This is a genomic window from Kosakonia sp. CFBP8986 (genome assembly GCF_034044935.1).
Lineage (GTDB): Bacteria > Pseudomonadota > Gammaproteobacteria > Enterobacterales > Enterobacteriaceae > Kosakonia > Kosakonia cowanii.
Genome location: NZ_JAXCXB010000003.1, coordinates 351,318 through 365,453 on the forward strand (window position 1 = coordinate 351,318; position 14,136 = coordinate 365,453).

Consider the following 14,136-nt stretch of genomic DNA (forward strand, 5'->3'; position numbering starts at 1 on the left):
CTTACTGGATAAATCTGCCCCGCCTCCCTGCGGGGCTACACATTCCCTATTTCACCGGCTGTAGCGCCGTTTTATCGACATACGGCTTCATCAGCGTATCCGCCTCTTTTTGTGCGGCGGCGGCCGCCGCTTCCGGCGTCACTTTCTCATCGTTCACCACCGCGGCGAGCTGGTTCTCCATCGCTTTGCGCACGGCGACGGTTTCATAAGTGGAGTACCACGGGTGCGCATACTGCAACTGCTCCAGCGCAATCGCCGCGCGCGGATCCTGCTTGAGATAAGCCTTCATCTCCGGCGTGTCGTAGGTTGCTTTCAGCGGCGAGAAGTAGCCGGTAAAGCGGCTCCACGCGCCGTTCACCTCCGGGCTGATGAGGTAGGTCATAAACTGATAAGCCGCTTTTTTCTGCGCGTCTGAGATGCCTTTAAAGCTCACCAGGCTGGCACCGCCAATCGGCACCGCGCGCTGCAGCTGGGCAGGCATCATCGCCACGCCCAGCTCAAACCCTTTGCTGTTCTCACGCATAAAGCCAAGCGCGCCGGTGCTCAGCATCGTCATCCCCACCTTGCCGGAGAAGAAGGCGGCGCTGATCTGTTTTGAGTTCAGCACGCCGGAGGGCATCACTTTCTCTTTGTAGATCAGATCCTGCCAGAAGCGCAGCGCGCCAATGGTGGTCGGCGCGTTGTAATAGACCTCGCCGGGGAAGTTCTCATTGAAGTAGTTGCCGCCGTTGGCGCGTACCAGCGAGGAGAAGATCCAGCCGCCGTAATCGTCGTTGGTGGAGGGGAGCATAATGCCCCACTGGCCTTTGCTCTGGTCCGTCAGCTTTTTCGCATCCTCCAGTAGCGTTTTCCAGTCCTGTGGCGGTTGTGTGATGCCCGCCTGCGCAAACAGCGTTTTGTTGTAGTAGAGGATTGGCGTCGAGTTGTGGAACGGGATGGCATAGGTTACGCCCATCACCTGCGCATTCTTCTGCATCGCAGGCCAGAAGGCGCTTTGCAGGAAATCGCCCGCTTTTTTATCGCCATATTTGAATAGCTCATCCATCGGCAGGATTTCATCTTTTAACGCCAGATCGGTAGTGAAGTTGGCGGACATGATCACCAGCGCAGGCGGCTGGCCCGCCTTCTGCGCGGACTCGGCTTTCATTTTGGTGGTGTCGTAGTTGCCGGTAAAAATGCCGCGTACCTCAACCTCTTTTTGCGAGTCGTTGAAGGCTTTGATGATGCGCGTCATCTCCATCGTCAGCTTGCCGTCGACCGGTGCCGGAAACATAAAGTCGATCTTCTCCTGCGCCGCCGCACTGGCGCTTACCGCAAGGGTTATGCCGTAAGTAAGCGCTCGCATTAACTTATGCATGGTCTCTCTCCTGGTGTAAATTACGCTGCGTATCGGCAGCAAAAAGGTGGCAATCAAACGGTGAAAAACCGACGCTGAGCGTGTCCCCTTTGTTGGGAACATCACCCCGGTGACGGCGGATATAGCGCAGGTTGCCGATGGGCGTGGTGACATGCAGCTGGTAATCAGCGCCCATCAGTTCGCGCTGGGTGACGGTGGCAGGCAGCATCAGATTGCCTGCTTCTGGCACATCAGAGATATGTTCCGGGCGAATGCCGAGCCACACCTCAACATGATGACGGGCGTGAGCCGGCAGCAGCAGGCGCTGCTCGCCCAGCAACACATCGCCCCCGGCGCAGGGCAACCGTTGCAGGTTCATCGCCGGTGAGCCGATAAAGCCAGCGACAAACAGATTCACCGGGTGCGCATAGAGCTCTTCCGGGCGGCCCACCTGCTGCACATGCCCGCCATTCATCACCACGATGCGGTCGGCCATCGACATCGCTTCGGTCTGATCGTGGGTGACGTAGATGGTGCTTATCTGTAACTGCTGGTGCATAGCCATAATGCTGTCGCGCACGTCGCTGCGCAGGCGGGCATCGAGGTTGGAGAGCGGTTCATCCATCAAAAAGAGCTTCGGGTTGCGCACGATGGCGCGCGCCATCGCCACGCGCTGTCGCTGGCCGCCGGAGAGCTTCGCCGGTTTTCTCTCCAGCAGCGTATCGAGTTCCAGCATCTGCGCCACGCGCTCCAGCCGTGGTTGCCAGCTTGCTCGCTCCTCATTGCGCACCTTCATGCCGAAGGTGATGTTGTCGCGCACGGAAAGATGCGGGAAGAGGGCGTAGTTCTGAAAGATCATCGCAAAGTTGCGATCGCGCGGCGAAAGGGTCGTGATCTGCTGGTTATCGAGCCAGATCTCCCCGCTGCTGACGCTCTCTAATCCGGCGATCAGCCGCAGTAGCGTGCTTTTACCGCAGCCGGACGGGCCGACCAGCACCACAAATTCGCCGTCGGCAATCTCCAGAGAGACCGCATTCAGCGCCGCGTTGCCCTCAAAGCTTTTACTAACCTGATTGAGTCTTAACATGGTTTTAGCGCTCATCCACCGGGCAGCTGATCTGTGGGTTGTAGAGCCATGGGCCGGGGTAGTGAGAAAGTGAATGCAGATAGCTGACCCACTGCTCGCCGACCTGGCGGTGCATCAGGCAGGCGGGCGGTGACATATCGTAATAGGGGCGGGTATCTTCGTGGCAGTACGGCACCTGGTGGACGGTGGCGGGAATAGTGGCAATCGTCGCCTGGCGATACTGGGTCATGGTCAGGCTGTGGTTATGGCCGCAGAAGATGCGCGTCAGCGCCGGGAAACGCTCAATCAGCTTTAACAGCAGATGGCCGTTTTCACAGGCGATACGATCCATCTGCGCATTGCCGAGCGGCAGCGGCGGGTGGTGCATAAAGAGCGCGGTAGGCCGATCTTTGCTCTGTGTAAGCTGCGCCTCCAGCCAGTTCAGCGTCTCCGGTGTCAGCCAGCCTTTTGACTCCCCGGCGAGGCTGGAGTCAATAAACAGCAGGCGAGTGGGGAACTCATCAATCGCGTAACGCATATTGTGCGGATCGCTGCCCAGCTGCGGGCAGAGCGGGTGCATATACTCAAGAAAGTGCGCTTTGTCGTCGTGATTGCCGGGAATGACAAACAGTGGATAGTCGAGGCTGCCGAGCACCTGGCGCGCCACGCGGTACTCCGCAGGCTGGCCGCAGTTGACGATATCGCCGCTGACGACCACCGCGTCCGGACGTTCGCGCAGGGCGTTTAGCTGGCACACCACATCGGCGTTACCGGCATTGACGTCAATAAACCCGTACAGCTTCTCATGCTGGCTGCGAAAGTGGGTGTCGGAAATTTGCGCTAAAAACATCACTGCACTCCTTATTTAATGCCGGAGAAGCCAAAGCTTCGAAGAAACTGTTTCTGAAACGCGATAAAGGCAATCATCAGCGGCAGGCAGACCATCAGCGTTCCGGCGCTGATCACCCCCCACTGCCCGCCGGACTCCGCGCCCATGGCGAAGGAGACCAGCCCGACCGTCAGTACCTGTTTATCGGGATCGTTGAGCATCATTAGCGGCCATAAATACTCGTTCCAGTGATAGGTAATGCTGACGGTGGCGAAGGCGAGCAGCGACGGCCAGGACATCGGCAACATCACGCGGAACAGCACCTGCCACCAGCGGCAGCCCTCCATTAGCGCCGCCTCTTCGATCTCTTTCGGGATGGCGAGAAAGGCCTGGCGCATCAGGAACACGCCAAACGCCGAGGTGAAGTAGGGCATCATCACGCCGGTTAAGGTGTTGAGCAGGCCGAAGGTTTTCAGCGTCAGCATATTGGGGATCATCATCACCACCGGCATGATCATCAGCTGCACCAGAAAGAGGACGAACAGCGTCTGCTTGCCGCGAAACTCATGGCAGGCGAAGACATACCCGGCGGTAGTGATAGTAAAAAGCTGCACGAAGAAGGTGCCGAAGGCGAAAATCAGCGTGTTGCCATAGAGGCTCAGCCAGTCGGCGCTGTTCCACGCCTCGCGGAAGTTATCCAGCGTTAGCGGGAAGCGCGGCAGAATTGAGGCCATCTCTTCGCCGAAGGTGGTGGTACTGAAAGCGGACGAGAGCATCCAGATAAACGGGCTGACCCACAGCAGCGCCAGGCAGCTCATCAGCAGCGCGAGGGTAAACGAACGGGAGTGGCGCAGGCGCAGCCAGCGCGGGCGGGCAACGGCAGCCGTCGAATTGAGGGCAGGCGAGATCTCAACGCTCATAGTGCGCTCCTCTTTCCAGTAATTTCAGGTTAACCAGCGAAAAGATGAACAGGCCGACCAGCGTTAAAAAGGTGGCCGCCGACGCTTTACCGAGATCGTGCGTCTCCCAGGCGAGATTCTGGATGTAGTAGAGCAGCACGGTGGTGGCGTTGTCCGGCCCGCCGTGAGTCATCACCGCAACGTGATCGATCTGCGTTACGGAGTAGATCAGCGCCGTGGTGAGCACAAAGCTCAGGGTCGGACGCAGCAGCGGCAGCGTCACTTTGAAGAAAACCTGGGTCGGCGTTGCGCCCTCCATCACCGCCGCTTCGCGCGTGGAAGCCGGAATACCCTGCAAGCCGGCGAGAAAGAAGAGCATGTAGTAGCCAGCGAATTTCCATACGCCAATCAGCGCCAGCGCAAACAGCGCGCTGTTGCTGCGACCGAGCCAGTTGTTATTCATCGGGCCAAAAAGGGTGGCCAGGTAGTGATCGAGCATGCCGAGGCCAGGCATAAAGATAAACAGCCACAGCGCAGCCGCGCTGACCATCGGGATAATCATCGGGAAGAAAAAAGCGGTGCGCAGCCAGCGGTTGACGCGGTGGTTTTCCCACAGCGCGACGGCCAGCAGCAGCGCCAGCGTGACGCCCGGGATCACCGTCAGCAGGATATAGAGCAGGTTATTGAGCAGCGATTGCCAGAAGACGCTGTCCTCCAGCAGGCGCGTAAAGTTAGCCGCGCCAACAAACGGCGGGTTGTCGCTCGCCATGCGCGTATCAAACAGGCTGTCGTAGACCGAGCGCAGCAGGGGAAAGTAGGTGAACAGCGCCAGGAACAGCAGCGACGGCGAGAGAATAAGCCAGGGAAGCCAGTACTTTTTCATAGTTGCCTGAAAAAAAACGTCACGGGTTTCGAAAGCGGGCATTGTGTGAAACCAATGCTGCAAAAGCATGGCGTGCAGGTGACTGTTTAATGAACCGGCGGTACGGGGGAGGTGCCGGGTGGCGGCTGCGCCTTACCCGGCCTACGAAAAGCGAGGCATCAACACGTAGGCCCGATAAGCGTAAGCGCCATCGGGCAATGCAGGGGAGGTGCCGGGTGGCGGCTGCGCCTTACCCGGCCTACGAAAAGCGAGGGTTCAACGCGTAGGCCCGATAAGCGAAGCGCCATCGGGCAATGCAGAGGAGATGCCGGGTGGCGGCTGCGCCTTACCCGGCCTACGAAAAGCGAGGGTTCAACGCGTAGGCCCGATAAGCGTAAGCGCCATCGGGCAATGCAGAAGGGTTACCGGTTAAACCTTAAAAATCCATCTTCACCGTGAACTGCACTTCACGCGGATCGCCAATCTGGTTACCCAAATTATTGGTGCCCATCGATGAGGTGTAATAGGTCTTATCAAACAGGTTTTTCAGGTTCAGCTGCAGCGTCACCGGGTAGCGCAGCTGCATTTTGTAAGCGGCAAAGGCGTCCGCGACGACATAGCCAGGCAGATAATAATCCGCGCCGTTGGTGGCCGAGCGGCGGCTGACGCCGTGCCCACCGCCGCCAAGGGTCAGCGTATTACCGGCGTAAACATTGTGAATGTCATAGGTCAGGAACAGCGAACCGGTGTGACGCGGCACGTTCGGCAGCGGTTTCCCGGCGTAGTCCGGATCTTCCAGCACTTTCGCTGCGGTATAGCTGTAGCTGGCGATCACATTCATATTCGGCGTCAGCGCACCTGCCACATCCATCTCAACGCCCTGGGAGCGCACGCGCCCGGCGGTTTTCGCTACCGTCTCATCGCCGACGATTTCGTTATACAGCACGTTGCGTTTGTGAATATCAAACGCCGTGATATTGGCGGTAACACCGTCGAAGAGGTCGAATTTGGCACCCACTTCATAGGAAGTCGACGTTTCTGGCGGCAGGTCGCCGATATAGCTGGCAATTGACGACTGCGGCATAAAGGCTTTTGCCACGTTACCGAACAGCGAGATCGACGGTGTGACTTTGTAGACGAGGCCAAATTTTGGCGTCCACTGCTCATCGCTGCTGTCGGTGTTGACCTTAAACGGCCGCCCTTTGCCCGCATACTGGGTGTAATACTGGTAGCGCATCCCGGCGACGGCGATCCAGTTGTCCGTCAGATAGAGCGCATCCTGGGCATACGCCGAGTAGCTCTCTTGCTGGATGCGCTGATCGCTGTCGGAGGCCGAGACGGTTGTACATTTGCTCGCACGACCGTAGCTCGGGTTGTAGATGTTGAAATCTTTCACGTTCTTACAGCGGATCATATCGGTGCGCAGCAGATCGTAATTTTCATACGCGACGCCGGTGAGGATCTCGTTATAAAAGCCACCGAGCGTCACGTTGCCCTGCAGATCGGCGCGCGTGGTGTGCATGCGCTGGGTCGATCCCTGCGTGGCATCCACCCGGCGCGTCAGCCCGCCGGTGGCAGCGTTATAGGCCATCACCCGCGACTGGTTATCGCTGTATTTATCCTGGCTGAAACCGTACTCCAGCTTTCCGGTCCACTGGCTGTTAAAGCGGTATTCAGCGTTGAGCTGCGCGATGTCAGATTCACCGTCAGTAATATTAAACGGCTCATCAAAACGGGTTTTACGGTCGACATTGACCGGCTGTTTGGTCGCAAGATCGAAGATCGTGCCGCGATCGAACGGCATCTGATAATCACGATGGGAGTAGAGCACGTTGATCGTGGCGTTATCGCCAAACCAGCTCAGCGAAGGGGCGATAAAGGTGCTTTTCTGCTTGCCGAAATTACGCCAGTAATCTTCGTTCTGGTATTCGCCGATCAAGCGCCAGGCCAGCCGCGTGCCCTCGATCGGGCCGGTAACGTCAAACTCACCGGTGCCGCCGCCAAAGCTGCTGGAGGTGGCGGAAACGGAGCCACCAAAGGTGGTTTCCGGGCGTTTGGTCACCACGTTGATAAGCCCGCCGGGATCGAGAATGCCATACAGCGTTGAGGCCGGGCCTTTCAGCACTTCCACCCTGGAGACATCGGCGTTAAAACTGCGCGGCACCACGGTGCGCAGGCCGTTGGTCATCACCGAGCCGTCGCGGTTGGCACCAAAACCGCGGCGCACAAACGCATCCTGCGTGCCGCCGAGCGTGTTGGTCTGCACAACGTTGCTGACGTTGTAGAGCGCTTCATCAAGCGTAGTGGCGTGTTGATCTTCCAGAACCTGGTCGCTGACGGTATTCACCACTTGCGGAATATCCAGCAGCGGCATCGAGGTCAGGGTGGCGGTGGAGGAGCTGAGCGGCTGATACCCGGAGGTGGCCGGTTTATCGGCGGCGGCATCTGCCACTACCGTTACGGTGTCGCCCTCTTTGTTATCTGCGGCGTGCGTGAGTGGTGAAACGAGCGCGCCTAAAATGAGCGCAGAGAGGCGCGCGCGCCCTTTTTGCCCGGAATAACAACCCGTTAAATCTGCCATGTCTTCTTCTTTCCCGAAGCGTGCCTGCGTTACCGGCAGGCGTGAACGTTTTTTTATGGTTATTGCTGGTGGATAAAGCGTATCCGTTAGCCGTAGTGTGCGGCTTCGGATTTGTAATTGATAATCATTCAATCATGGGCTTATGTAGTAGTAAATGATAAAAGTGAGATATTCACTACAGAAGAAGCGCAGCGGTAAGAGGGCAGTTTGTGCAGTAGGTTTAGTTAATTAACTTATTAAAAATAAATAACTTAATGGCTCATTCTATTTTTCAAATATGCGGACGCAATCTGCCAGAGCGGCTAAGTGAACTAGCTGATTAGGATACTTGACTACTACAGTAGCAAACTGCAAAATTTCAAAAGAGAATGAGATTTATTTTTATTTGATGCTAACGCACGCGCGGGTAGCCACGCTGTTGCGGCGCAGGAGTCAACATGCCACAACACGTGGAACAACCTGAAAGCGGGCAAGGTATCGTGCTCGACCGCCTGTCGGCGGGCTATCACAAGCAGATAATTGTCGATGAGATCAGCCTGACCATTCCCCTCGGCAAAATGAGTGTGCTGGTGGGCGCAAACGGCTCCGGGAAATCCACTCTGCTCAGCACCATTGCCCGCATGCTGAAACCGCTGGGCGGCAGCGTGTTGCTGGATGGCAAAGCGATTCATCAGCAGCCGACAAAAGCCGTCTCCCGCCAGTTGGGCATCTTGCCGCAATCGCCGGTTGTGCCGGAAGGGCTGACGGTGTTTGAGCTGGTCTCGCGCGGGCGTTTTCCCTGGCAGAGCTTTATGCGCCAGTGGTCGCAAGAGGATGAAAACGCGGTGCAGCAGGCGCTGGAAATGACCGGCACCGCCGGGTTTGCCCATCAGCCCGTGGATAGCCTCTCCGGCGGCCAGCGGCAGCGCTGCTGGATTGCGATGGCGCTGGCGCAGCAAACGCCGGTGATCCTACTTGATGAACCAACCACCTTCCTCGATCTTCGCTATCAGGTGGAGATCCTTGAACTGCTACATACTTTAACCCGCGATCATGGCCGCACGGTGATTGTGGTGCTGCACGATCTTAACTTCGCGGTGAACTACGCCGACACGCTGATCTTCCTCAAGCAGGGACGTTTGCAGGGGGTGATCAACGAAGGCGAAGCCTGCACGCCGGAGCTGATCAAACGCGTGTTTGATGTCGAGGTACAGATGTCGGTTAACCCGTTGACCGGCAAGCCCTTCTTTATGCCCTTTCGCAAACCAGGCGGTAGCGGCGCATGATCATTCGTCACTCTGCCCGCGTGAGCATCGCCGCGCTTGGCCTGCTGGCATTAGTGATGATGGCGGCCATTGCCCACCTGGGACTTGGCGCGCGCTACATCGCACCGCCGACGGTGGTACAGGCGCTGATCGCCTTTGATCCGCACAATTTCGATCACCGGGTGATCATCAGCTTGCGTTTGCTGCGTCTTGTCGCCGCGATCTTTACCGGCGGCGCGTTGGGCGTGGCCGGGGCACTCTTGCAGTCGGTTATTCGCAACCCCTTAGGCGAGCCGCACATCCTTGGGTTGAATGCCGGTGCCGCGCTGGCGGTGGTGGCAACTACCGCGCTTGGCATCACGGTGGGCGATGTCGCCGTGAGCCGCCCGCTGATTGCCGCCACCGGCGCAGCCCTACTTTTTTCCCTGGTGATGCTGCTCTGTTCGGCCGGGCGCGCTGGCTTCACGCCGATGAAGGTGACGCTCTGCGGCGTGGCGCTGTCGGCCTTTGCCTCGTCAATCACCGCCGCGATCCTGATCCTTGATGAGCAGACCTTGCTGAGCATGCGCACCTGGCTGGCGGGCGATCTTGCCGGGCTAAGCTGGGCGCAAATCACCCCTGCGGCGATGGCTGCCACCGCTGGCTTCGGGTTGGCGATTGGGCTGGCACCAGCACTGAATATGCTGGCGCTCGGCGATACGCTGGCGCGCGGCCTTGGTGTTTCGCTGGCGCGCATTCGCCTGCTCTCCTTACTCGCCATTGCGCTGCTGTGCGGCGCGGCGGTGGCCATTGCCGGGCCTGTCGGGTTTGTCGGGCTGGTGGTGCCGCATATGGTGCGCCGTCTGGCGGGGAGCGATCTGCGCGTGGTGATCCCACTTTCCGCCTTTGGAGGCGCGGCGCTGCTGCTGCTGGCGGATATCGCCGCGCGTACGCTGCTGTCGCCGCAGGAGCTGGCAACCGGGGTGATGACTGCGCTGGTCGGCGCGCCGCTGTTTATGCTGCTGGCGGCGAGGTTCTTCAAATGAGCCACCAACTGCATCGTGCCGGGCTGCGTGCGCTTCGGATCGGCGGCTTCTCCCGCCTGCTGCGCCCGCGCGCGCTGCTGTGGCTAAGCGGCCTGCTGCTGCTGGCGCTGGGGCTACTGCTGTTCGGCGTTTCGCACGGATCGCTGCCCGTGCCGACATCAAGCCTTGCCCGGGCGCTGTTTATGCCGCAGATGCTCAGCGGCGAGCAGCACTATGTGGTGTGGGATCTGCGCCTGCCGCGGCTCTGCATGGCGCTGCTCTGCGGAGCGATGCTCGGCATGGCGGGCGCGGCGATGCAATCCATGACGCGCAATGGGCTGGCGGATCCGGGCTTAATTGGCGTGAAAGAGGGGGCCAGCGTTGCGGTGTTAACGCTGGTGTTCAGCTTTCCGGCGGTGAGCGTTGTCTGGCGCCCGCTGGCGGGAATGGCGGGCGGCCTGCTTGCCGCCGGGCTGGTGATCGCGCTGGCGCGGGATGTCTCCCGACCGCGCTTTGTGCTGCTGGGTATTGGCCTCTCCTGGACTTTCGCCGCCGGTATCGGCCTCTTTATGACCACCGCCGACGTGCGCGACGTACAGACCGCGATGCTGTGGCTGGCGGGCAGTTTACAGGCTGCCAGCTGGCCGCTGCTGGGTGTGGCGCTCTGCTGGGCGCTGCCTGCGGCGCTTATTTTGCTGCTCACCGCCCGCGCGGCGGATGTCGCGCAGCTCGGCAACCAGGCAGCAACCGGGCTGGGCGTGCGGCTGATGCTGCTTAACGGCCTGCGGGTGTTCGCGCCGGTGTTGCTGACCGCAGCCAGCGTCTCCTGCGTCGGCAGCCTCGGCTTTGTCGGGCTGATCGCCCCACATATGGCGCGCTTTCTGCTGCGCGGCGGCGAGCGCGCGCTGCTGTGGGGCAGCGCACTGCTCGGTGGTTTGCTGGTGCTGGCTGCCGATACGATTGGGCGGCTGGCGTTTGCGCCACTGCAACTTCCCGCCGGGATTGTGATTGCGCTGGTGGGCGGCCCCTTTTTCCTGTTGCTGCTCTGGCAGCGGCGCGATCGCTTGTAACCTTAAGGAGTTCTATGCGCATCCTCTTCTCCCTGCTGCTGCTGGCCGGTTTCGCCGCCGCGGCCGCAGAGCCAACGCAGACTTTCACCGACGATTTAGGGCGCGTGGTCAAGGTACCGCAGCACCCGAAACGCATTGTCTCGCTGCACGATCTTGATATCACCATTCCGCTGATTGAGCTTGGCGTGCCGCCGGTCGCCAGCCACGGGCGCACGCAGGCGGATGGTCGCCACGTTTTACGCTCCGGCGCGCTGTTAACCGGCGTCGACTTTGATAACTCTGACATCCGCTTTATTGGCTCCGCCGATATCGATATGGAAGCCGTTGCAGCAGCAAAACCCGATTTGATCATTACCGAGCCAAGCCGCAACACGCCAGTGGAGCAACTGGCGAAGATCGCGCCCACGGTGAGCATCGATCATCTGCAGGGCGGCGCACCGGAGATCTACCGCAAGCTGGCGCAGCTGACCGGCACGCAGGCGCGGCTGGCGATCCTGATGCGGCGCTATCAGGAGCAGATTGCGGCGCTGAAAAAGACCATTGATACCCGCAAGATAACGGTGTCGGTTATCCAGGCCAACAACGGCAAAATCAACGTCTTACACAGCTACCACTCGCTGGGCCGCGTGCTGCGGGATGCCGGTTTTCGCTTCCCGCCGCTTATCGACAGCATTCCTGAAGGCGGGCGGATGGATGTCAGCGCCGAGCGGCTACCGGAGCTGGATGCGGACTTTGTCTTTGCGACATGGCGCGGCGATACCGGCGGCACGCCGCAGGATGAGATGGCTGCCATGGACGCGGTGATGCCCGGCTGGTGCGATTTCCTCACTGCCTGTCACAACGGGCGCTATGTACTGATTTCACGGGAAGAGGCGATCTCTAACTCCTTTGCCTCGTTAAGCCTGATGGTGGCGCAGGTGCAGTCGCAGATTGCCGGGCGACCGCTGCCGCAACAAGGGAAGTGAACATGCAGAACGCAAAGCGGGCCAGAAGCCGCGTCGATGTCTACGGCGAGCGTTTTCGCGCGCGGGTGCAGACACTGTCACCGCGTTTGCAGGCGGTGGCGCGTTATATCCACGATCATCGCGAAGCGGTGCTGGAGCAGACGGCGATGGAGATTGCTGCCGCCACCCACACCTCTGATGCCACCGTGGTGCGGGCGATTCAGGCGCTGGGCTTTGCCGGGTTGCGCGATCTGAAGCAGACGCTGGAGCAGTGGTTTGGCCCGGCGGCGTCGTCGGCTGAGAAGATGAGCACCACGGTGAATGCGCTCGCCTGCGACGTCAATTCAGGTATCGATTTTGTCCTCGAAGGGCATCAGCACACCTGCGAGGTGCTCTCCGCGCCCGCCAACCGTTACGCCATTGCGCAGGCAGTGGCTCTGCTGGTCGACGCCCGCCAGGTAGCGATTTTCGGCATTGGCGCATCGGGGATCCTGGCGGAGTACAGTGCGCGGCTTTTCAACCGCATCGGCTTACCCGCTATTGAACTTAACCGCACCGGCATCGCGCTCTCCGAGCAGCTGATTGGGCTACAGCGCGGCGATGTGCTGGTGATGATGGCGCAGAAATCGGCGCACCGCGAAGGGCTGACCACGCTGAAAGAGGCGCGGCGGCTCGGCATTCCGGTGATCCTGCTGACCAACGCCGTCGACTCGCGCTTCAGCCAGCAAGCGGATGTGGTGATCCATGTCCCGCGCGGCGGCGAGAAAGGCAAAATCCCGCTGCACGGCACGGTGTTGCTCTGCCTGGAGATGATTGTGCTGTCGGTAGCGTCAGCCAATTCGCAGCGGGCGATTAAAACGGTGAAACGCATCAATGAGTTTCACCGGGGTTTAAAGCCGGGCGGGAAAAAGGGGTGAGGTCAGCCAACCCGCAAGATTAGCTGACGCCGCCGCCGAGGGATTGCCAGAGCGTGATGCGGTTTTGCAGGTCGGTTTGTTGCAGTGAAATCAATGATTCCTGAGCCGACCAGAGCGAGCGCTGGGCTGTTAGAACCGAGAGATAATCGCCGGTTCCCGCCTTGTACTGGCGCTGGGCGATATCCAGCGCTTTTTGCTCGGCTGCGACATATTCACGCTGAGCATCCAGTTGCTCGGTGAGCGTTTCGCGGCGCGCCAGCGCATCGGCAACATCTTTAAACGCGCTCTGAATTGTCTTCTCATAGGTGGCAATAAGCCCCTTTTTCTCCGCCTCGGCGTAGCGCAACTGCGCCATATTTTTCCCACCGGTAAAGAGCGGCAGCGTGATGGACGGCGCAAATGACCACACCTTCATGCCATGGCTGAAGAGGGACGAAAGTGAGCTACTGCCAACGCCCGCGCTGGCGGTGAGTGAAATAGTGGGGAAGAAGTTTGCCCGCGCGGCGCCGATATTGGCATTCGCGCTTTTCAGATTATGCTCCGCTTCCTGAATATCTGGGCGGCGCAGCAGCACGGAGGAGGAGACGCCCGCAGGAGTCAGCGTAATGCTGTTATCTGCCAGGCTCTCCAGCGTGCCCGGCAACAGCGATTCCGGCACCGTCTCGCCCGCCAGCAGGTTGAGCGCGTTTTTATCCTGCATCACTTGCGTCTGATAGCTGGCAACGCTGGCGCGCGCCTGCTGAAATACCGCCATCGCTTGCGCGGTATCCCCTGCGGCCGCGACGCCGATTGCCTGCCTGCGTTTGGCAATGTTCAGCGAGTTTTGCGCGCTCTCCATCGTCTGCCTGGCGAGGGCAAGGTTGCTGTTATCTGCCGCCAGCGTCACCCAGGCGGTAGTGATTTCCCCCACCAGGCTCAGCCGGGTATTTTGCGCGGTATATTCACTGGCAAGCCAGGTTTCACGCTCGGCGCGGGCGAGGCTCTGATTGCGGCCAAAGAGATCGAGTTCAAAGCTGGAGACCGCGCCGTCGGCTTCCGCGCTGCTGGTGAGCCCGCCCGCCACGGTGCGGCTACGGGTGTTACTTAGTTCGGCGTTCACCGTCGGGAAGAGCGCGGCGCGATCTTCAGCATAAAGCGCGCGCGCCGCGTCGATATCGGCAATCGCTTTTTGGACATCGCGGTTTTGCGTCAGCGCATTGCTGACCACCTGTTTCAGGCGACCATCATTCACAATCTGCTGCCACTCTGTGGCGACGGCCTGCGCCTGGCCGCTGCTGCCCGGCAAGGTAGCCGGAACCGGAGCCTGCGGGCGCTGATAAGTCGGATCGAGGGAGACACAGCCAGCGCTCAGCAGGGCAAGAAACAGAACACTTATACGCAACAT

Annotated in this window: 12 protein-coding genes; 5 read left to right on the forward strand and 7 right to left on the reverse strand. The window is 59.8% G+C overall.

From position 1 onward, the window contains the following. Window positions 1–46: 46 nt before the first annotated feature. From SOM48_RS08365 to SOM48_RS08390, 6 genes are all read right to left on the reverse strand, one after another. The gene (locus tag SOM48_RS08365) at window positions 47–1,357 is read right to left on the reverse strand and encodes an ABC transporter substrate-binding protein (protein WP_320511786.1); all 1,311 of its coding nucleotides are present in this window, start codon (window positions 1,355–1,357) and stop codon (window positions 47–49) included. Then, the gene (locus SOM48_RS08370; protein WP_312120718.1) at window positions 1,350–2,423 is read right to left on the reverse strand and encodes an ABC transporter ATP-binding protein; all 1,074 of its coding nucleotides are present in this window, start codon (window positions 2,421–2,423) and stop codon (window positions 1,350–1,352) included. Before SOM48_RS08370 ends, SOM48_RS08365 begins: the two co-directional genes overlap by 8 nt. A gap of 4 nt (window positions 2,424–2,427) precedes the next feature. Beyond that, window positions 2,428–3,252: a phosphodiesterase gene (locus SOM48_RS08375; RefSeq protein ID WP_320511787.1), complete on the reverse strand. Its 825-nt coding sequence runs from the start codon at window positions 3,250–3,252 to the stop codon at window positions 2,428–2,430. 11 nt (window positions 3,253–3,263) lie between these two features. Further along, window positions 3,264–4,151, reverse strand: coding sequence for a carbohydrate ABC transporter permease (locus SOM48_RS08380; RefSeq protein ID WP_139568600.1), 888 nt, complete (start codon window positions 4,149–4,151; stop codon window positions 3,264–3,266). Next, window positions 4,141–5,013 carry a carbohydrate ABC transporter permease gene (locus SOM48_RS08385; protein ID WP_076768957.1) on the reverse strand — a complete coding sequence of 291 codons (873 nt, stop codon included), beginning with the start codon at window positions 5,011–5,013 and terminating at the stop codon, window positions 4,141–4,143. Before SOM48_RS08385 ends, SOM48_RS08380 begins: the two co-directional genes overlap by 11 nt. Window positions 5,014–5,428: 415 nt before the next feature. After that, the gene (locus SOM48_RS08390) at window positions 5,429–7,573 is read right to left on the reverse strand and encodes a TonB-dependent siderophore receptor (protein WP_313275586.1); all 2,145 of its coding nucleotides are present in this window, start codon (window positions 7,571–7,573) and stop codon (window positions 5,429–5,431) included. Window positions 7,574–8,010: 437 nt separating this feature from the next. On the opposite strand from SOM48_RS08390, the gene SOM48_RS08395 reads away from it, so the two are divergent. From SOM48_RS08395 to SOM48_RS08415, 5 genes are read left to right on the forward strand one after another with little or no spacing between them, the layout of a single operon-like run. Next, entirely contained in the window at window positions 8,011–8,838 is an 828-nt protein-coding gene (locus SOM48_RS08395) for an ABC transporter ATP-binding protein (RefSeq protein ID WP_320511788.1), read from the forward strand. Further along, complete coding sequence (locus tag SOM48_RS08400) at window positions 8,835–9,842, forward strand: FecCD family ABC transporter permease (RefSeq protein ID WP_320511789.1); 1,008 nt, start codon at window positions 8,835–8,837, stop codon at window positions 9,840–9,842. Before SOM48_RS08395 ends, SOM48_RS08400 begins: the two co-directional genes overlap by 4 nt. Continuing rightward, the gene (locus SOM48_RS08405; protein ID WP_320511790.1) at window positions 9,839–10,891 is read left to right on the forward strand and encodes a FecCD family ABC transporter permease; all 1,053 of its coding nucleotides are present in this window, start codon (window positions 9,839–9,841) and stop codon (window positions 10,889–10,891) included. Before SOM48_RS08400 ends, SOM48_RS08405 begins: the two co-directional genes overlap by 4 nt. Window positions 10,892–10,905: 14 nt before the next feature. Continuing rightward, window positions 10,906–11,856, forward strand: a complete 951-nt coding sequence (locus tag SOM48_RS08410) for an iron-siderophore ABC transporter substrate-binding protein (protein WP_320511791.1) — start codon at window positions 10,906–10,908, stop codon at window positions 11,854–11,856. Window positions 11,857–11,858: 2 nt separating this feature from the next. Next, on the forward strand, window positions 11,859–12,752 hold the full coding sequence (locus tag SOM48_RS08415; protein ID WP_042714521.1) for a MurR/RpiR family transcriptional regulator: 894 nt from the start codon (window positions 11,859–11,861) through the stop codon (window positions 12,750–12,752). A 19-nt stretch (window positions 12,753–12,771) separates the two neighbouring features. On the opposite strand, the gene SOM48_RS08420 is transcribed toward SOM48_RS08415, so the two are convergent. Further along, complete coding sequence (locus SOM48_RS08420; RefSeq protein ID WP_319551419.1) at window positions 12,772–14,136, reverse strand: efflux transporter outer membrane subunit; 1,365 nt, start codon at window positions 14,134–14,136, stop codon at window positions 12,772–12,774.

Coding starts and splice junctions, on each gene's coding strand:
- SOM48_RS08365 (WP_320511786.1), bottom strand. CDS start 1,357: ATGCATAAGTTAATGCGAGCGCTTACTTACGGCATAACCCTTGCGGTA.
- SOM48_RS08370 (WP_312120718.1), bottom strand. CDS start 2,423: ATGTTAAGACTCAATCAGGTTAGTAAAAGCTTTGAGGGCAACGCGGCG.
- SOM48_RS08375 (WP_320511787.1), bottom strand. CDS start 3,252: ATGTTTTTAGCGCAAATTTCCGACACCCACTTTCGCAGCCAGCATGAG.
- SOM48_RS08380 (WP_139568600.1), bottom strand. CDS start 4,151: ATGAGCGTTGAGATCTCGCCTGCCCTCAATTCGACGGCTGCCGTTGCC.
- SOM48_RS08385 (WP_076768957.1), bottom strand. CDS start 5,013: ATGAAAAAGTACTGGCTTCCCTGGCTTATTCTCTCGCCGTCGCTGCTG.
- SOM48_RS08390 (WP_313275586.1), bottom strand. CDS start 7,573: ATGGCAGATTTAACGGGTTGTTATTCCGGGCAAAAAGGGCGCGCGCGC.
- SOM48_RS08395 (WP_320511788.1), top strand. CDS start 8,011: ATGCCACAACACGTGGAACAACCTGAAAGCGGGCAAGGTATCGTGCTC.
- SOM48_RS08400 (WP_320511789.1), top strand. CDS start 8,835: ATGATCATTCGTCACTCTGCCCGCGTGAGCATCGCCGCGCTTGGCCTG.
- SOM48_RS08405 (WP_320511790.1), top strand. CDS start 9,839: ATGAGCCACCAACTGCATCGTGCCGGGCTGCGTGCGCTTCGGATCGGC.
- SOM48_RS08410 (WP_320511791.1), top strand. CDS start 10,906: ATGCGCATCCTCTTCTCCCTGCTGCTGCTGGCCGGTTTCGCCGCCGCG.
- SOM48_RS08415 (WP_042714521.1), top strand. CDS start 11,859: ATGCAGAACGCAAAGCGGGCCAGAAGCCGCGTCGATGTCTACGGCGAG.
- SOM48_RS08420 (WP_319551419.1), bottom strand. CDS start 14,136: ATGTTGCGTATAAGTGTTCTGTTTCTTGCCCTGCTGAGCGCTGGCTGT.